The following is an 18,284-nucleotide window of genomic DNA, read 5'->3' on the forward strand; positions in this document are numbered from 1 at the left end:
TTTTTGTGATTACAAAAGCCATATTTGCACTTGTTTTTCCTTTCTTGCTCGTTATTTTATTTTCAAAGGTTACTTATAATCATTACGTTGGCATTGCATTAACAGCAGCGCTTTTATTTGCTTCGTATATGAAAGGCTATACAGAAACCTACTTTATCGTAGGATTAGATATTATTTCTTTAGTGGCCGGGGCATTGTTTATGGCCAAGAAAGAAGTCGAAAAAAGAGAGAAGGCTGAAAAACATCATTGATGTGATCCCTCTTGATGAAAAGAAAATGTTTTTGATTGCAGGAGCTGTGCTTACGATTCTAGTGAGTGCAGCTTTCTTTTTTGTGGTTTTTCTGCTGATCGAATATCTCGCTCCAAAATGTTCCATACTGAAAGGAAGGTTTCTTTAGAGGGTTATGAGCCACGGCAGAGAGGGTATGGTTGTATTGGAAATAAAAATCAAGTCAGACACGAACTTTAGTTCGTATTTTTGTGTTCTTTTATGATAATATATTCATTAGATAGATTTCGTAACGAAACGGAGGCTTTGATGTGAGTGACCGCTTTGAATTAGTTTCTAACTATCAGCCCCAAGGAGATCAGCCAAAAGCCATTGAAAAGCTTGTGGAGGGCATCCATCAGGGGAAACAGCATCAAACGCTGTTAGGTGCTACAGGTACGGGAAAGACCTTTACTGTATCCAACCTGATCAAAGAAGTGAACAAACCAACACTTGTCATTGCGCATAACAAGACACTTGCTGGACAATTATACAGCGAGTTTAAGGAATTCTTTCCAAATAATGCTGTTGAATATTTTGTGAGTTATTATGATTATTACCAGCCTGAGGCGTATGTGCCTCAAACTGATACATTTATTGAAAAGGATGCCAGCATTAATGATGAGATCGATAAGCTAAGGCACTCCGCCACATCCTCATTATTTGAGCGGAGAGATGTCATCATCATTGCCAGTGTGTCCTGTATTTATGGCTTAGGTTCTCCTGAAGAATACAGAGAGCTTGTGCTGTCTTTACGAACTGAAATGGAAATTGAACGCAATCAGCTGCTGCGTAAGCTTGTGGATATTCAGTATTCTCGTAATGATATAGATTTTCAGCGCGGAACCTTCAGAGTTCGAGGAGACGTCGTTGAAATTTTTCCTGCTTCACGAGATGAGCATTGTATCAGAGTGGAGTTTTTCGGTGATGAAATTGAACGTATTCGTGAAGTAGATGCTCTCACTGGAGAAATTCTCGGTGATCGTGACCACGTTGCTATTTTCCCAGCATCTCACTTCGTCACAAGAGAAGAAAAGATGGAAAAAGCGATCATTAATATTGAAAAAGAGCTTGAGGAACAGTTGGAAAAGCTTCGTGAAAACGGAAAACTGCTTGAAGCACAGCGTCTTGAGCAGCGGACAAGGTATGACCTTGAGATGATGAGAGAGATGGGCTTTTGTTCAGGGATTGAGAACTACTCAAGACATCTCACCTTACGTCCGCCTGGTTCAACACCTTATACATTGCTTGATTATTTTCCGGATGATTTTATGATTGTTGTCGATGAGTCACACGTGACCATCCCGCAAATTCGCGCCATGTACAATGGGGACCAGGCAAGAAAACAAGTGCTTGTTGATCACGGGTTCCGTCTGCCGTCAGCACTTGATAATAGACCACTCACATTTGATGAGTTTGAAAAGCACATTAACCATATTGTGCATGTATCCGCAACACCTGGCCCATACGAGCTTGAGAAAACGCCAGAGGTTGTGGAACAAATTATTCGTCCAACCGGTTTGCTTGATCCAATCATTGAAGTCCGTCCGATTGAAGGACAAATCGATGACTTAATTGGGGAAATTCATGCAAGGGTTGAAAAAAATGAGCGTGTACTTGTGACGACTTTAACGAAGAAAATGTCTGAGGATCTGACAGATTATCTGAAAGAAATCGGAATCAAGGTCAATTATCTGCACTCAGAAATTAAGACACTAGAGCGGATTGAGATTATTCGTGATTTACGTCTCGGAAAATATGATGTGCTTGTAGGGATCAACCTTCTTCGAGAAGGTTTGGATATTCCAGAGGTGTCGCTTGTGGCGATTTTAGATGCGGATAAAGAAGGCTTTTTACGTTCAGAAAGATCCCTCATCCAGACGATTGGCCGTGCTGCAAGAAATGCAGAAGGCCGGGTTATTATGTATGCAGACAATATGACGAAATCAATGGACATTGCCATACAAGAAACAAAGCGGAGACGTGAGCAGCAAGAAGCGTATAATGAGAAATTTGGTATCACTCCGCAAACGATCCATAAGAAGATTCGAGATGTGATCAAGGCAACAAAAGTACATGAGGATTCAGAAGAATACGAAACAAAAGCAGCACCAAAGTTGTCAAAAATGAGCAAAAAAGAACGAGAAAAAGTGATCGAAAACATCGAGATGGAAATGAAAGATGCAGCAAAAGCGCTTGATTTTGAAAAAGCAGCAGAATTAAGAGATCTATTGCTAGAGCTAAAAGCGGAAGGATGAATGCCAGATGGCTATGGAACGAATAGAGGTGAAAGGGGCAAGAGCCCACAACCTTAAAAATATTGATGTCAATATCCCGCGCGATCAGCTAGTGGTCATTACGGGTTTATCTGGTTCGGGAAAATCGTCGCTTGCCTTCGATACCATTTATGCAGAAGGTCAGCGCAGGTATGTTGAATCACTGTCAGCCTATGCACGTCAATTTCTCGGTCAAATGGACAAACCAGATGTAGATGCGATTGAAGGGCTTTCTCCAGCGATTAGTATTGACCAGAAAACGACAAGCAGGAACCCTCGATCAACCGTTGGGACTGTTACAGAAATTTATGATTACTTGCGTCTATTATATGCTCGAGTCGGAAAACCGATTTGTCCTATTCATGGGATCGAAATCACATCACAGACGATTGAGCAAATGACAGACCGTATTTTAGAGTATCCAGAACGAACGAAACTGCAAGTGCTTGCTCCGATCGTATCTGGACGTAAGGGAACACACGTGAAAATACTTGATCAAATTCGGAAGCAGGGCTACGTTCGAGTCAGAGTTGATGGCGAGATGGAAGACCTGTCAGAAGAGATTGAGCTTGAAAAGAATAAAAAGCATTCCATTGAAGTGGTGATTGATCGAATTGTCGTGAAAGAAGGTGTGGCTGCACGGTTGTCTGATTCTCTTGAAACGGCACTTCGACTTGGTGAAGGTCGTGTGATGATTGATGTGATTGGACAAGAGGAGCTGTTATTTAGTGAGCATCATGCTTGTCCGCACTGCGGATTCTCTATTGGGGAACTTGAGCCGAGAATGTTCTCGTTTAATAGCCCTTTCGGTGCCTGCTCAAGCTGTGATGGGCTTGGTTCTAAACTAGAAGTAGATCCAGAGCTTGTGATTCCGAATAAGGATTTGACTTTACGTCAGCATGCCATTGCCCCATGGGAGCCTCAAAGCTCACAATATTACCCGCAGCTTCTTGAGGCGGTATGTACACACTATGGAATTGACATGGATATTCCAGTAAAAGATATTCCGGCGCATTTATTTGATAAAATTTTATATGGCAGCGGCTCTGAGCTGATTTATTTTAAATATGAAAATGATTTTGGCCAGGTCCGTGAAAATGAAATCGAGTTTGAAGGTGTGCTTCGTAACATTGAACGGCGCTACAAGGAAACGAGCTCCGATTATATCCGGGAGCAAATGGAAAAATATATGGCCAATCAGCCATGTCCGACCTGTAAAGGATATCGCCTGAAAAAAGAAACACTTGCGGTTCTCATCAATGGCAAACATATCGGAGAAATGACCGATTTGTCTGTATCTGATGCCCTTGATTTCTATGAGAAAATTGAGTTATCTGAGAAAGATTTGCAGATTGCCCAGCTCATTTTACGTGAAATCAAAGAGCGCTTATCCTTCTTAAATAATGTCGGATTAGATTATTTGACATTAAGCCGGTCTGCTGGCACATTATCAGGCGGGGAGGCGCAGCGGATTCGTTTGGCGACACAAATTGGATCAAGACTGACAGGCGTTCTTTATATTTTAGATGAACCATCGATTGGTCTGCATCAACGGGATAATGACCGATTGATTGGAACATTGAAAAACATGCGTGATATCGGAAACACACTGATTGTCGTAGAACATGATGAAGATACGATGCTTGCCGCTGATTATCTCATTGATATTGGACCAGGTGCAGGGGTTCATGGAGGAGAAGTGATTTCAGCTGGAACACCAGAAGAAGTCATGAAAGACCCAAAATCGTTGACTGGACAATATTTATCTGGTGAGAAATTCATCCCGCTTCCGATTGAGAGACGAAAGCCTGACGGCCGATTCATTGAAATTAAAGGGGCAAAAGAAAACAACCTTAAAAACGTGAATGCGAAGTTTCCTTTAGGTGTCTTTACCGCTGTGACAGGTGTGTCAGGATCAGGGAAAAGTACACTTGTGAATGAAATTTTATTGAAATCCCTTGCCCAAAAACTGCACAGAGCAAAAGCGAAGCCAGGACAGCACAAAGAAATCAAAGGAATGGATCACTTAGACAAAGTCATTGATATTGATCAATCTCCAATTGGCCGTACACCAAGATCCAATCCTGCTACGTATACAGGTGTATTTGATGACGTGCGGGATGTCTTTGCGCAAACCAATGAAGCGAAGGTACGAGGCTATAAAAAAGGGCGATTCAGCTTTAACGTGAAAGGTGGACGCTGCGAAGCGTGTCGTGGAGATGGCATTATTAAAATTGAAATGCACTTTTTACCTGATGTATATGTGCCTTGTGAAGTGTGTCACGGGAAACGTTATAACCGCGAGACGTTAGAGGTCACGTATAAAGGGAAAAATATTTCCGATGTGCTTGAAATGACGGTAGAGGACGCACTTCAATTTTTCGAGAATATCCCGAAAATTAAGCGGAAGCTGCAAACGATCTTTGATGTTGGATTAGGATACATTACACTTGGGCAGCCTGCCACGACATTGTCTGGTGGAGAGGCGCAGCGTGTGAAATTGGCATCTGAGCTTCACCGCCGTTCAAACGGAAGATCCTTGTATATTTTAGACGAACCGACAACGGGTCTTCATGTGGATGATATTGCTAGGTTGTTAAAAGTGCTCCAGCGCTTGGTCGAAAACGGGGATACGGTATTGGTCATTGAGCACAACCTTGATATTATTAAGGCAGCCGATTACCTTGTTGATCTAGGACCAGAAGGCGGTGCTGGTGGAGGAACGATTATTGCTTCAGGAACACCTGAACACATTGCTAAAGAAGAAGCTTCTTACACCGGTCGATACTTAAAACCGATTTTAGAGCGTGATCGTGAGCGAATGAAACAGTTAGTCAAAGAAACAGAAAGTGTGACATCCTCATAAAGAAAAACCCCTCCGAAAGAGGGGTTTCAGCGTGTAGACAAACCCTCGCATTCTTTGTCAGTCCTGCGTGCCGGTGCTCACGAATGTCAAATTCGCTCCGCGCCAGTACTCGTCCTTCCTAGACTGCAAAGGTTTTCTATCACGCTGAAAAGAAGACAAAGGGCTAAAATCAAGTTCATTTTAGCCCTTTGTCAACAATCTGAACCCCCTCCGAAAGAGGGGTTTTCCTTTTATTGCACATCTTCCTTTGGCATTAAGTTACTGAGGTGCGTTAAATCCTTTAAAATATGAGTGCTGCTACTATCGAGCAGTACTTTTAAATAACGGATATCACCATACTTCGGATGAGACGGATGAATGGCCTCTAGCTCCTTGATCATATCGCTGTTCATGCTTTTCTGTTTCTGTATAAGGTCTAAAAGCGTTTGTGCCGTGTGGTTAGCATTATGATGATCTGTCAAAATAATTACCCCCTATAATGATAATCACCATCTTTTCAACATATTTTAAAGGGTAATCCATGAAGAATCTACACTTAGGTGCAAAAAGAAATAATTTGTGTCTAAGGTCATATGTAAATCGAATGAGTTTGAAACTTTTTATACGCCATAAACGTATGAGTTAGAAAGGAATTTTCATCATGAAGGAGCGAATATATATGAACAGAGATCAGTCGATCATTGCATCTATTTGTTATTTTAGTGTATTTTTCATGCCGTTTATTGTACCGATCGTGGCATATTTTGTAGTGGATCAAAAGGAAACGAAACGGCATTCGCTGCGTGCATTGTGGTCACATGTTTTGCCAGTCGCAGCGTGTGTGCTGCTGGTTTTTGGATCTATCCCCTTTTTATTGACGACACAGGCAAGCGACTCACTCGTTCCAGTGTTCACCGTACTTATCTTGTCCTTTTTAGTCGCCATTGGCTTTTTGATCTCTGTCATTTGGAATATCATTCAAGGTATTAAAGTGCTTCAATCCATCAAATCGTAGGAGGGCTTTGTATGAATGAAAAAGAGCGCATTTTAAAATTAGTAGAAGACGGGACATTATCTGCAAAAGAAGCAATTACGCTACTTGAAAAATTAGAAGAAAATCAGTCCATTTCACTAGAAAAATCAACGGCTGATCATACCTTTCATGAAGAAAAAGCTGGCACAGAGAATAAAGGAACTGGTACTGAAAACCTCGGTGCAAAGCTGTTTGGATGGTTAGATTCGGCGGTGAAAAAGGTCAAAGATGTAGATCTTGATTTGAACTTTGGACAGTCCGTCGACGTTGAACACATTTTTCAATTCAAAGACGCGGCACTGTCCCATTTAGATATTCAATTGGCAAACGGCAGTCTCAATTTGATGCCTTGGGATGATGGGGATGTTCGAGCAGAGTGTCATGCGAAAATTTACCGTGCAGAGGATGGAGAGCAGGCAAGACATCAATTTCTTCAACATCTGGATTGCGGACTTGAAGGGGACAAATTTTTTATCCGAACTGAAAAGAAGACCATGAAGGTCAATGTTACCCTGTATGTACCACGTATCCAATACGATAAAATCAAAGTCAAACTGTTTAATGGACCGATTCGCGGGGAAAAGCTAAAGACAAAAGAACTGGCTGCAAAAACAACAAATGGCGTCGTCTCTTTTGCCTCTTTACAAGCAGAAAAAGTCGGAATTGAAACAGCAAATGGACAAATCAAACTGGCTGATCACGAGTGTGGTATGATTGAAGTAGAAACCATTAATGGGCTCATTGACCTGCGCGGGAAAAGTGAATCAATTGATGCACAGAGCTTCAATGGGAACATTGCTGTTCAGCTGTCAGATGAGAAATGCCGTTCGATCTATGCAAAAACGACAACAGGCAGTGTGGACGTTCAGATTCCGCGTGCTTGTGCAGTGACTGCGGAGCTGAAAAGCAATCTCGGATCGATCTCTCATGAGCTGCTTGATGCAAATATGATTAAAGAGAAAAATGAAACGCTGCAAAAAGAGAAAATGATCAAAGCTAATCAACAGGCGGAGCACAATATATCCATTTTTGCAGAAACAAAAACAGGCTCAATCCAAGTAAAGCACCAATCAGACAAGGAGTGATTCTACATGAAGAAGCTTTATCGTTCAGCGACAGATAAAAAAATAGCGGGTGTTGTCGGTGGACTTGCTGAATACTTAAGTGTCGATGCATCCCTGCTTCGTATTTTAACGGTGATCATCGGATTTATGACAGCATTTATGCCGATCTTCTTGATCTACTTCATCTGGTATTTTGTTGTTCCGGAAGAAGGCACTAACTAAATGCTTAGATGGATCGTTAGTATTTTCGTCAATGCATTACTTTTAATCGTCATTGCTGGATATTTTGATTCAGGCATTCTGCCAGGCCTTGGTAGTGTGTATATTGAAGGCTTTGGCGCAGCGATTGTAGCAAGTATTATTTTGTCCTTGCTCAATATTTTAGTGAAGCCGTTTTTGATCATTTTAACGCTGCCAGTGACAGTACTTTCACTAGGATTGTTCCTCTTTGTCATTAATGCCATCACACTGATGATGACCTCAAGCTTTATGGGAGATAGTTTTAACATTGATGGGTTTGGAACGGCCATTTGGATGGCTGTCATTTTATCCATTTTCCATCTGCTCATACAGAAAGGAATCGTGGAACCGTTAGCGAAAAAAAGCTAACGGTTTTTTTGTGTGAATTTATATCGTTTCCCCGTTCCATCTGTCATAAAAACCGTCTTCAGGAGACACAATATCCGAAGGGAGGCGGTGCACGATGGTGAATGTGAGCAGACAAATCATTCTTTTCCTTTTTTTGAGCATTTTATTTTGTTTCAGTCAGCCTGCTTCAGCAGGATCTTTAACACAAACACAAGTGAACATACGAAATAAGCCCTTTTCACCTTTTATCTTTGATCAATTTCAAGTAGATGTCCGTCCGGTTCAAGGAAAAAAACGTGATCTTCAATTTCGGGCATCTATTAGTCAGTCAGAGCAAATTTTGTCTGCAAACTTGTACTATAAACAGAGTGATGAGCTAGGATATCGATTGATCCCAATGGAACGATTGCCGGGGATGAAACCAGAATTCACAGCGAAAATCCCGACAGATCAATTGTGGAATCCAACAGTTCATTACTATACAGAATTCCTGACGCAGAAGTCTGTCATCAAAACAACCGAACAAGCAGTTCACTTAAACGGATTTGAAGAGGATCTCTCACAAATTCCTGAGCTATTGATGACAGAAATCGTCGTGAATTCAAAAAACCGCAAAGGCAAGGATGCTTTTGAATTCATCGAGGTGTATAACACAACTCATGCACCCATTTCACTTCGACATTACCAGCTTCGCTATCGCAATCCATCACAAGGCGTGGAGATGGATGATATATATTCATTCCACACAAGTCCTATCACCATTTCTCCTGGAAAGCCGTACGTATTTTGGCTTAGAAAAAAAGGGCAGGAGCATTTAACGGTAGCGGACTTTAATGCGATGTACAAAAGCCATTTAAAAGAGGGCGAGCAACTATCGGTCATTGAGAGTAAAGGATTGTCCAATTCTAAATCCCGCCTTGTTTCTATCACAACAAATATAGGAGAAGAGGTATCGTCGGCATCCTATCGTTTAAAGCCTTCATTGTTTAGCGAGCACAGATCGTTACTGTTCAAGTATCCAATGGATGGTACGACACAAATGAAGCTGATCTCGAAAGTGGAGGAAGAGCCAACACCCGGAAAAGTGTTAAAAGCACAAATTCCAACTGAAAAAAAAGAAATATCACAAGATGTTCATAAACCTGTGATCGAAGATATGACAGACAATCAACCGATAAAACCAACTGAAGGCATTGAAATGAGGGCAGATGTGCAGGATGATCAGTCCGTCAAAACGGTCAAATTGCGATATCGGACCAATCGTCATGAAGATTTTAAAGAGGTGTTGCTTCAAAAGGATCATAATGATCGGCTGTTTCACTATATTATTTATTCACCTGAGCTCATTGGTAAAGATCGATTGGAATATCAGATTGAAGCGTCTGACGGCGAAAATCATGCAATGACAATGAAAAAAACAATTGATGTGGAACAAGTAAGCAAAGCACACGGCCTTCGATTGAATGTAGAAGAAGGAGATACGGTTTCAGGCGTATTTCACTTAAAAGCAACAGCAGATCAGAAAAAAAGCATAAAATTAATGATAGATGGAAAACCAATTCGACAAGTATTCCCTGCACTTGAAGCAGATCCATATCTTGCATTTGATGTCAAAGGGACAAATTTATATTTTAAGAATGGTGTGTCTATAGGTAAGCACTTACTTTCCATTTTTGATGATTCGACAAAAGTGTATCGCACCTATACGATACCAATACCAGAAAAACACTTAGAAAAGGCAGGTCCACAAACGATATCATTCCATGCTGGGACGAAGTCATCGCCGTTTGACCGATTTCCTGGAGAAAATCACGATGATTTTGAATTGAAAAATGTCCAGATGATTTTATCGAATGGAACTCAAATTCTGCCTCTAAATGCGAGCCAGCATGAGGAATGGAAAATGGGCGACGGTGGCAGCGCTAAGAAGGTAAGAGCATTTCAGTTTCAAATCCCGAAGCAAGCATATGCTTCAAGCTATATTCAGTGGGATACAAGAAGGCTGAAAGAAGGAGTACATGTTGTTCAGGCTAAAACCGCAGACGAATCTCAATCTGTACGTGTGAAAGTCGATAACACGGGTCCGAAAATCAAGAGTAATATACAGGCAAATGACCAATATAAAGGCGTCTTTACGTTAAAGGCAAAGGTGACGGATCGTTGGAGTGACATAGCGGAGATGAAGGCATATTTAGATGGAAAACCGATCTCTTTGCCTTATCAAACGTCCTCTAGCGAATTAGAACCTGGGGAGCACACATTGAAGATAAAAGCAAAAGATGCCGCTGGAAACAAATCAACTTTGAAAAAGGTTTTTAAGACGGTACATGAACACCCTGAAACGCCAGAGAGAGTGTCAGATAGGACAAAAAAGGAATCATCTAAGCAAACAGTGCTAACCAATGATCCTACTAATGATCAGTTAGATTACTCCTTTTACCGTGCCTATCAATATACATCGCTGCATCCGTCCATGAAGATTTTCAAATATGCAGCGGAAACAGAGCCGCCAAAACATTTAAATGAAACAGGGGAAATGATTTTTTCTAATCGAGAAAGAAATCGCATTGCATTTGCTGATGGTAAATCAGTGGAAACGAAAGATCTACAGCATTTTCCTTATCATCGCTTTCAAATCAAGGTTCATCACGATGTACGTGAAAAGGATGTTGTCGAGGCTGTATGGAAAGGAAGCTCATTATCAGGGAGAAAGGTAACGATGTACGCTTGGAATCATCAGCAAGAAAAGTGGGATAAAATCACTCATCACTTTGCCAAGGATGAAAAGGAATTTTACCTGAAAGGGCTGCTGTCAGTCAGACAGTATATGAAAAATCAAACGTTTGATTTGCTTGTACAAGATGAGATCAGTCAGACGTTAAAGCCTTATAAGATGGTGTGGATGTCTGATACTCAATATTATGCCAGAAGTTATCCTCACATCTTCAAAAAAATGGTCGAGTGGATCAGAGATCAAAGGGACCCATTAAATATTCAATATGTGTTCCATACAGGTGATATTGTGGATGATTCAAAGGACAAGCAGTGGAATCGTGCCGATACATTTATGCGTGTGTTAGATCAGCATCAGATTCCTTACGGTGTATTAGCTGGTAATCATGATGTCACGCACAAAGACGGCCATTATAGGGAATATGGGAGATATTTTGGAGCGAAACGCTTTGAAGACAAGCCGTATTACGGTGAATCCTATCAAAACAATCGAGGTCATTATGATCTTATCTCTGCTGGTGGCAATGATTATATGATGGTGTATATGGGCTGGGGGATCAAGCAAAATGAGATTGACTGGTTAAATCGAGTTATTTCTGAACATCCAGATCGCATTGTCATTTTAAATTTCCATGAGTATTTGTTAGTGAGCGGCAATCGAAGCCCAATTGGAGATTTGATCTTCCATCAAGTGGTAAAGCGTCACCCGAATATTGTCGCAGTATTTAGTGGCCACTACCACGGAGCCAGTCGAAAAGTAGATGAGATTGACGATGATCATGATGGAAAAGTGGACAGAAAAGTATATCAAATCCTTGCAGATTACCAGTCAGGTCCTGAAGGCGGTCAAGGTTTTATGCGGCTGATCACTGCGGATCAAGAAAAAAATAAGCTTCATTTCACCACATACTCACCCTACTTGAATCAAGAACATTTTTATGATCCAAAAACGTATGGAGATCAAGATGAATTTTCAATTGATGTCGATTTAACACCAAAAATGAAATCCGTTAAAACCAATTATTTTGAATTGAATGTCTACACAAACGTTCTTCTTGGAGAAGTCAAAGGTGTGAAAAGTGGTAAAAAAGCAACCTTTGAATGGAAAGGGTTAAAGCCAAATCAAGAATATTATTGGTACACTGTCGCAAAAGACCGTTTCGAAGGGAAAGTGATTTCTCCTATATGGAAAATTCATACAAAAAATGATGATCAATCAACATTTCTTAGGAAATAAAAAACTGTGCTTTCAGGAGCACAGTTTTATCTTTCCATTGTGTGAGTGAGCTTGTATCGATCCCCTCTATAAACGGACATGACATACTCGAATGGAAGGTCATTTTGAAAATAAGTTGTTCTTGCAATGGAGAGAACAGGGTCCCCTAATGAAATAGACAGCACGTTAGCTTCTTCCTTTGAAGCAACATTGGCTTCAAGCTCCTGCTTGGCATGGGCAATGGTTAGACCTGTGTTCGCTTCTATATATTCATATAAAGATCCAGCTAAATGGTCCTTTGTGAGCTCGCCAGCAAATTTTTCAGGAATATAACTCGTTTCAATAGCCATTGGTTCATTGTTTGCAAGGCGGATTCGTTTTAATTCATAGACATCTTCACTGTTCGACAGCTGTAATGGTTGCAGCAAGTGCTCTGGGCATGCGACTTTTTTGAAATCAATCAACTGACTTGAAGCTTTGAGCCCACGTTGACGCATATCTTCTGTAAAGCTTGTTAAGCCCTGAAGCGGTTGTTCAAATTTCTTTCGGCTAACAAATGTTCCTTTTCCTTTTTGCCGGTATAAATATCCTTCGTTCACAAGGTTCGATAAGGCTTGTCTGACAGTCATTCGGCTAATACCAAAGCGTTCGGCATATTCTCTTTCAGAAGGAATGAGTGTATCAGGTGCTAACGTTCCATCCTCAATCTGCTTTTTCAAGTTCTCCATAATCTGATGGTACATGGGGATAGGTGACTGCTTATCAATAAACATGTGAAAATCCTCTCGTATTTAGCGTAGTGAACCAGCTTCTCGATCAATAAAAATCGTCACATCTTCATGAAGTTTCAGAGCAGATGCAGGGAAGTCTGGGTGAATCTCTGTTCGTTCTAAATATTGTATCACGTCCGCTTTTGATTTTCCTGATGCGAGAAGGAGAATTTTTTTACTTGAAAGAATGCTTGCAATTCCCATTGTAATGGCATGTGTAGGCACCTCATCAATAGAAGAAAAGTATCTTGCATTGGCTTGACGAGTGTGTTCATCTAATTGGACGACATGCGTCTTTGAATCAAAGGGAGTACCAGGTTCATTAAACCCGATATGTCCATTTTGTCCGATACCAAGTAGCTGAAGATCAATACCCCCTAAATCTTCAATGAGCTGATCATACCTTAAGCACTCTTCCTCCAAGTGAGAAGCAGCACCATTGGGGAGGAAATATTGATCTGATGGGAGATCAATATGGTCGAATAAATGACGCTTCATGTAAGTCATATAACTATTTTCATGATTTGGATCAATTCCCACGTACTCATCCAGATTCACTGTTCTTGCTTGTTTGAAAGATAATTGTTCTGTTTGATGCAACTGAATTAACTCTTTATAAGTCTCAATTGGTGTACCGCCAGTTGCCAGACCGAGAACCGCATCTGTTTTTGATTTAATGGTACGTGCAATGAAAGCAGCTGCTGCTTTTCCTAATTGATCTTTATCTGCAAATTCGATGATGTTCATCAGTGTGTGGCCTCCTTTTTTTCAAAAACGATTTGTCCATGGCAGATCGTCATCATGAGTTCGCCAGATTCATCCCAAATGACCAAGTCTGCTAGTTTTCCAACTTCGATCGAACCGAGCTGATGATCGATCCCGAGCTGAGTGGCTGCATTTGTTGAGGTCATTTGAGCAATTTCTGTCCATCCACATTGTGTGATCTGTCTCATACGTTTGACCCCATCTTTCATTTGTAAAATCGATCCTGCAAGTGTTCCATCTGCCAGCAATGCTTTTTCACCGCTGACTGTCACAGTCTGACCGCCAAATTCGTAGGTTCCCTCTCCAAGTCCTTTTGCACGCATTGAGTCTGTAATCATGATCAAACGTTCACTTCCCTTTGCCAAATACGCAAGCTTTACGGAAAGAGGATGTGAATGAATGCCATCTGTAATCAGCTCAGTCAAAAGCTTTTCGTTTGTAAGCGCAGCCCCTGCAACATTTGGCTCACGATGCTGAAATGAACTCATCGCATTATAAAGATGCGTGACATGACGCGCGCCGTGCTTTGCTGCTAGTTCAATCATGTCATGAGGAGCATTTGTATGTCCAATAGAAGGAATGATATTTTTTTCTTTTAGCAGGGAAAGAAATGCAAAATCAGTATCTTCCTCAGGAGCAAAAGTGACAATTCGAATCAGCTGATCTGATGCACTCAGCCATTTCTCAAAAAGAGGAAGGTTAGCCTGTGTAATCCATTGAGCAGGCTGCGCTCCAGCTTTATCTTTAGAAATAAAAGGACCTTCTAGATGAATGCCTAAACATTGTGACTGACTTCCAGCCTGCTTTTCATTATAGGGTCTCCACTGTGCGACATTTTTAAGTGCTTGCTCAATCTCTTGATGATTTTGTGTAATGGTTGTTGCTAAAAAGCTTGTCGTTCCTTCTGCGGGTAAGTGATCAGCAAGTGTATTCATGGCTTCTGGTGTCGCATCCATCATATCTGCACCATATCCCCCATGGATGTGAATATCAATCATTCCGGGGAGTAAATAAAAGTTTTCCCGGGAAATATATACTTTTTCATAATTTCCTGTCGGCGGTGATGTTGAAATATAGTCGATCTTGCCATCGCGTAAACCGACAAAACCGTTTTCAATGATTTCTGTCTTTGTCACAATATGAATATTGGAGAGCAATAAAGAACTGCTCATGATTGTGCCCCCTTATTCTCGTCGTTAGATTCAGTTTACCTTTTTTAAGTATAGTTGTCTATACCAGTAAATGTGATGAAACAGGATCAGGATAAAATACTATTTTGGGTTCATCATTGAAAGTGATAAAATAGAGCTGTATTTCTGAAACGCCTGTGATAAAAGGAGGAAGAAGCGTGCCGAAAGTTCGTACGAAGGACATAATGGAACAATTTCATCTTGAACTGGTAAGTGGGGAAGAAGGGATTAATCGTCCCATTACAATCAGTGATCTTTCCAGACCAGGTATTGAAATGGCTGGATATTTTACATATTACCCAAAAGAAAGAGTTCAACTTTTAGGAAAGACAGAGCTTTCTTTTTTTGAACAGCTCCCAGAACGCGAACGAAAGCAGAGAATGATGTCTCTTTGTACAGATATTACCCCTGCCATCATTTTGTCACGAGATCGTGAAGTCCCAAAAGAATTGATCGAAGCATCAAACGAAAATGGAGTGCCGGTTTTACGCTCAAGCTTAAAAACGACAAGACTTTCGAGTCGATTAACGAACTTCTTAGAAAGCAAGCTTGCACCAACGACTGCGATTCATGGCGTACTCGTAGATGTATATGGTGTAGGTGTGCTGTTAATTGGAAAAAGTGGCGTAGGTAAAAGTGAAACGGCTTTAGAATTAGTGAAGAGAGGACACAGGCTGGTTGCAGACGATTGCGTGGAAATTAGGCAAGAGGATCAGGATACGTTAGTTGGAAGCGCACCAGAGCTGATTGAGCACCTTCTAGAAATCCGTGGATTAGGCATTATTAATGTGATGACCTTATTTGGAGCGGGCGCTGTCAGAAGCTATAAGAGAATTACGATTGTTATGAACCTTGAGCTTTGGGAACAAGGCAAACAGTATGACCGTTTAGGACTTGAGGAAGAAAAAATGCGGATCATCGATACAGATGTACCAAAGCTGACCATCCCTGTACGTCCGGGACGAAATTTAGCGGTCATCATCGAGGTAGCTGCAATGAACTTCAGACTGAAACGAATGGGACATAATGCAGCGGAACAATTTACAAGTAAACTTGCCGATGTCATTGAAGACAATGGCCAGGATGAATAGGAGCTGTCTATATGAATGAAGCAATTCAACCAATTGATCCGATTGCTTTTCAGCTCGGACCTATTTCGGTTCATTGGTATGGTGTGATTATTGGGGTCGGAGCCCTGCTTGGACTCTGGCTCGCATTAAGGGAGTGTGAAAAAAGAGGCATCAATAAAGATATGTTTATTGATCTCATCTTATTTGCCATTCCTATTGCCATTATTTGTGCACGAATTTATTATGTATCCTTTGAATGGGATTATTATCAGCAGCACCCAAATGAAATCATCAAGATTTGGAATGGCGGAATTGCCATACATGGCGGACTGATAGGAGCGGTGCTGACAGCGATTGTCTTTACTAAAGTGAGGAAGGTGTCCTTTTGGAAAATCGCCGATGTCGCAGCGCCTAGTATTTTACTAGGGCAAGCCATCGGGCGCTGGGGGAATTTTATTAATCAGGAAGCGCATGGTGAGGCTGTTTCAAGAGCCTTTTTAGAAAATTTGCACCTGCCTGAGTTTATTATTAATCAGATGTACATTGACGGGACCTACTATCACCCTACGTTCTTATATGAATCATTATGGAATATCGCAGGCGTTTTGATATTAATCTTATTACGTAGAACATCATTGCGTCGAGGCGAAATGTTCTTGTCGTATTTAATCTGGTATTCAATCGGCCGTTTCTTCATTGAAGGAATGAGAACAGACAGCTTAATGCTAACTGAGCATCTTCGAATTGCACAGATGATTTCAATTGCCATATTTGCAGTGGCTGTTTTGCTGATTGTGTTTAGAAGAATCAAGGGATATGCATCTATACCGTATAAAGAGAACAACTCATCAAATTAAGCAAGGGGGATAAGAGATGGGGGAGACATGGAAAAACGGCTTGAAAGCAGGGTTATCGACAACTTGGACACTTGGAAAAGTCATTTTTCCGGTTACCATTCTCGTTAGTATCTTGCAGCATACACCTGTGATGGATTGGATTATACAATTCATCCGTCCATTTATGGGTCTGTTTGGTCTTTCAGGGGAAGCGGCCATTCCGCTTGTTTTAGGAAATATGCTGAACTTGTATGCGGGTATTGCAGCCATCTTGACATTAGAGCTGCCTGTGAAGGAAGTGTTCATTTTAGCGGTCATGCTCTCCTTTTGTCACAACTTGATCATCGAATCAACAGTGGCGGCGAAGGTTGGGCTGCGGGTGTCTGTCATTTTGCTGGTGAGAATCAGTCTTGCCGTCGTGTCAGCAATTGTCATTCACCTCGTTTGGCAGGGAGGCGAGGAACCGGCGCAATATGGTTTGCTGACAGCTGCTCAGTCGGCTGATGTGCCTTCTAGCTGGTTTATGATCGTACTTCTTGCTTTACAGAAAGCTGTTCTTGGTGTGCTGCAGCTGGCTTGTATTGTCATTCCTCTCATGATCATCATTCAATTCATGAGAGACTTAGGGTGGCTCCATACGCTGTCTAAATGGCTGTCTCCTTTTACGAGAATGCTTGGAATGAAAGAAAATACGTCTATGACGATGGTGGCTGGTTTGACCATTGGTCTTGCCTACGGGGCAGGCGTCATGATGAAAGCAGTGGAAGAGGACGGTGTCAGCAAAAAGGATTTAACGCTTGCTTTCATTTTCCTTGTGGCGTGTCATGCGGTGGTCGAAGATACACTCATTTTCATTCCTTTAGGTATTCCAGTCTGGCCGCTTCTTCTTATTCGCCTTATTTCTGCTATTTTATTGACAGCTGCCATCAGCTATATTTGGCGGAGGCGGGAACATGCAGCTGTTAGAAAGGAAGCTATATGAACCAATCAACTATTAACACAGTGCTATTTGATTTAGATGGCACATTAATTAATACAAATGAATTAATTATTGCTTCATTTCAGCATACGCTTGATCATTATTACCCTGGTCAATACAGCCGTGAGGATATCCTTCATTTCATTGGTCCATCATTATTTGATACATTCTCTGCAATGGATCCGAATCTGACAGATGACATGATTCAGATGTATCGAACGTTTAATCATGAACAGCATGACCTGCTTGTGACGGAGTACGAGACGGTGTTAGACACGTTGAAAATCCTCCAAGATCGAGGGTTTAAGCTTGGTATTGTGACAACAAAAATCCGTGATACGGTCTTAATGGGATTAAAGCTGACTGGATTGGAGCCATTTTTTGAGGTCATTGTCACACTTGATGATGTACAAAATGAAAAGCCGCATCCAGAACCAGTTCAACTGGCATTATCCAAGCTCGGCAGTGATCCGCATGAGGCGATCATGGTTGGTGATAATTATCACGACATTTTATCTGGTCAAGCGGCAGGGACGAAAACAGCAGGTGTTGCTTGGTCTATTAAGGGAGAAGAAGCCCTGTTAAAGCATCGCCCAGATTATATGCTGCAGAAAATGAGTGATCTCTTGGCGATTGTTGGAGCTGATTAA

Annotated in this window: 16 protein-coding genes; 12 read left to right on the plus strand and 4 right to left on the minus strand. The window is 41.3% G+C overall.

The genetic code is table 11. From position 1 onward, the window contains the following. Window positions 1–5 precede the first annotated feature (5 nt). The 3 genes from MHH23_RS04280 to uvrA all read left to right on the plus strand — a co-directional run bounded on the left by MHH23_RS04280 (window position 6) and on the right by uvrA (window position 5,411). Window positions 6–251, plus strand: a complete 246-nt coding sequence (locus MHH23_RS04280) for a CsbA family protein (RefSeq protein ID WP_008348197.1) — start codon at window positions 6–8, stop codon at window positions 249–251. Window positions 252–541: 290 nt separating this feature from the next. After that, window positions 542–2,527: an excinuclease ABC subunit UvrB gene (gene uvrB / locus MHH23_RS04285; RefSeq protein ID WP_025208044.1), complete on the plus strand. Its 1,986-nt coding sequence runs from the start codon at window positions 542–544 to the stop codon at window positions 2,525–2,527. Window positions 2,528–2,534: 7 nt separating this feature from the next. Next, window positions 2,535–5,411 carry an excinuclease ABC subunit UvrA gene (gene uvrA, locus MHH23_RS04290; protein ID WP_144666187.1) on the plus strand — a complete coding sequence of 959 codons (2,877 nt, stop codon included), beginning with the start codon at window positions 2,535–2,537 and terminating at the stop codon, window positions 5,409–5,411. A 230-nt stretch (window positions 5,412–5,641) separates the two neighbouring features. Here the strand turns inward: uvrA and MHH23_RS04295 are convergent, their stop codons facing one another. Then, window positions 5,642–5,872 carry a hypothetical protein gene (locus tag MHH23_RS04295; RefSeq protein ID WP_008348188.1) on the minus strand — a complete coding sequence of 77 codons (231 nt, stop codon included), beginning with the start codon at window positions 5,870–5,872 and terminating at the stop codon, window positions 5,642–5,644. Between the two features lie 197 nt (window positions 5,873–6,069). Between MHH23_RS04295 and MHH23_RS04300 the strand changes: the two genes are divergently transcribed. The 5 genes from MHH23_RS04300 to MHH23_RS04320 all read left to right on the plus strand — a co-directional run bounded on the left by MHH23_RS04300 (window position 6,070) and on the right by MHH23_RS04320 (window position 12,045). After that, window positions 6,070–6,405 (plus strand): hypothetical protein, encoded by a 336-nt coding sequence (locus tag MHH23_RS04300; RefSeq protein ID WP_024719900.1) that lies wholly within the window; start codon window positions 6,070–6,072, stop codon window positions 6,403–6,405. A gap of 11 nt (window positions 6,406–6,416) precedes the next feature. Beyond that, window positions 6,417–7,508: a DUF4097 family beta strand repeat-containing protein gene (locus MHH23_RS04305; protein ID WP_076821163.1), complete on the plus strand. Its 1,092-nt coding sequence runs from the start codon at window positions 6,417–6,419 to the stop codon at window positions 7,506–7,508. A gap of 6 nt (window positions 7,509–7,514) precedes the next feature. Beyond that, window positions 7,515–7,709, plus strand: a complete 195-nt coding sequence (locus MHH23_RS04310) for a PspC domain-containing protein (protein WP_008348183.1) — start codon at window positions 7,515–7,517, stop codon at window positions 7,707–7,709. Beyond that, window positions 7,710–8,096, plus strand: a complete 387-nt coding sequence (locus tag MHH23_RS04315) for a phage holin family protein (protein WP_007500042.1) — start codon at window positions 7,710–7,712, stop codon at window positions 8,094–8,096. 94 nt (window positions 8,097–8,190) lie between these two features. After that, window positions 8,191–12,045 (plus strand): metallophosphoesterase, encoded by a 3,855-nt coding sequence (locus tag MHH23_RS04320; RefSeq protein WP_340958955.1) that lies wholly within the window; start codon window positions 8,191–8,193, stop codon window positions 12,043–12,045. A gap of 26 nt (window positions 12,046–12,071) precedes the next feature. Here MHH23_RS04320 and MHH23_RS04325 read toward each other — a convergent pair whose 3' ends face one another. From MHH23_RS04325 to nagA, 3 genes are read right to left on the minus strand one after another with little or no spacing between them, the layout of a single operon-like run. Beyond that, window positions 12,072–12,797 carry a GntR family transcriptional regulator gene (locus MHH23_RS04325; RefSeq protein ID WP_340958956.1) on the minus strand — a complete coding sequence of 242 codons (726 nt, stop codon included), beginning with the start codon at window positions 12,795–12,797 and terminating at the stop codon, window positions 12,072–12,074. An 18-nt stretch (window positions 12,798–12,815) separates the two neighbouring features. Then, a complete protein-coding gene (nagB, locus tag MHH23_RS04330) occupies window positions 12,816–13,541 on the minus strand; it encodes a glucosamine-6-phosphate deaminase (RefSeq protein WP_268362021.1) in 726 nt (241 codons plus the stop codon). Further along, window positions 13,541–14,731 (minus strand): N-acetylglucosamine-6-phosphate deacetylase, encoded by a 1,191-nt coding sequence (gene nagA, locus MHH23_RS04335; protein WP_340958958.1) that lies wholly within the window; start codon window positions 14,729–14,731, stop codon window positions 13,541–13,543. Before nagA ends, nagB begins: the two co-directional genes overlap by 1 nt. Window positions 14,732–14,907: 176 nt before the next feature. Between nagA and hprK the strand changes: the two genes are divergently transcribed. Genes hprK through ppaX form a run of 4 tightly spaced genes read left to right on the plus strand, consistent with a single transcriptional unit; the run spans window position 14,908 to window position 18,284 of the window. Beyond that, entirely contained in the window at window positions 14,908–15,840 is a 933-nt protein-coding gene (gene hprK / locus MHH23_RS04340; RefSeq protein ID WP_003212943.1) for an HPr(Ser) kinase/phosphatase, read from the plus strand. Window positions 15,841–15,851: 11 nt separating this feature from the next. Beyond that, a complete protein-coding gene (lgt, locus tag MHH23_RS04345; RefSeq protein WP_035701537.1) occupies window positions 15,852–16,676 on the plus strand; it encodes a prolipoprotein diacylglyceryl transferase in 825 nt (274 codons plus the stop codon). 16 nt (window positions 16,677–16,692) lie between these two features. Further along, window positions 16,693–17,637 (plus strand): nucleoside recognition domain-containing protein, encoded by a 945-nt coding sequence (locus MHH23_RS04350; RefSeq protein WP_113746945.1) that lies wholly within the window; start codon window positions 16,693–16,695, stop codon window positions 17,635–17,637. Continuing rightward, window positions 17,634–18,284 (plus strand): pyrophosphatase PpaX, encoded by a 651-nt coding sequence (ppaX, locus tag MHH23_RS04355; protein ID WP_017357895.1) that lies wholly within the window; start codon window positions 17,634–17,636, stop codon window positions 18,282–18,284. Before MHH23_RS04350 ends, ppaX begins: the two co-directional genes overlap by 4 nt.

Origin of the sequence: Bacillus sp. FSL K6-3458 (genome assembly GCF_038005045.1) — a bacterium.
Lineage (GTDB): Bacteria > Bacillota > Bacilli > Bacillales > Bacillaceae > Bacillus > Bacillus altitudinis.

Excerpts from the sequence above, each read along its gene's own strand:
- uvrA (WP_144666187.1), top strand. The coding sequence starts at position 2,535 with ATGGCTATGGAACGAATAGAGGTGAAAGGGGCAAGAGCCCACAACCTT.
- MHH23_RS04300 (WP_024719900.1), top strand. The coding sequence starts at position 6,070 with ATGAACAGAGATCAGTCGATCATTGCATCTATTTGTTATTTTAGTGTA.
- MHH23_RS04305 (WP_076821163.1), top strand. The coding sequence starts at position 6,417 with ATGAATGAAAAAGAGCGCATTTTAAAATTAGTAGAAGACGGGACATTA.
- MHH23_RS04310 (WP_008348183.1), top strand. The coding sequence starts at position 7,515 with ATGAAGAAGCTTTATCGTTCAGCGACAGATAAAAAAATAGCGGGTGTT.
- MHH23_RS04315 (WP_007500042.1), top strand. The coding sequence starts at position 7,710 with ATGCTTAGATGGATCGTTAGTATTTTCGTCAATGCATTACTTTTAATC.
- MHH23_RS04320 (WP_340958955.1), top strand. The coding sequence starts at position 8,191 with ATGGTGAATGTGAGCAGACAAATCATTCTTTTCCTTTTTTTGAGCATT.
- MHH23_RS04325 (WP_340958956.1), bottom strand. The coding sequence starts at position 12,797 with ATGTTTATTGATAAGCAGTCACCTATCCCCATGTACCATCAGATTATG.
- nagB (WP_268362021.1), bottom strand. The coding sequence starts at position 13,541 with ATGAACATCATCGAATTTGCAGATAAAGATCAATTAGGAAAAGCAGCA.
- nagA (WP_340958958.1), bottom strand. The coding sequence starts at position 14,731 with ATGAGCAGTTCTTTATTGCTCTCCAATATTCATATTGTGACAAAGACA.
- lgt (WP_035701537.1), top strand. The coding sequence starts at position 15,852 with ATGAATGAAGCAATTCAACCAATTGATCCGATTGCTTTTCAGCTCGGA.
- MHH23_RS04350 (WP_113746945.1), top strand. The coding sequence starts at position 16,693 with ATGGGGGAGACATGGAAAAACGGCTTGAAAGCAGGGTTATCGACAACT.
- ppaX (WP_017357895.1), top strand. The coding sequence starts at position 17,634 with ATGAACCAATCAACTATTAACACAGTGCTATTTGATTTAGATGGCACA.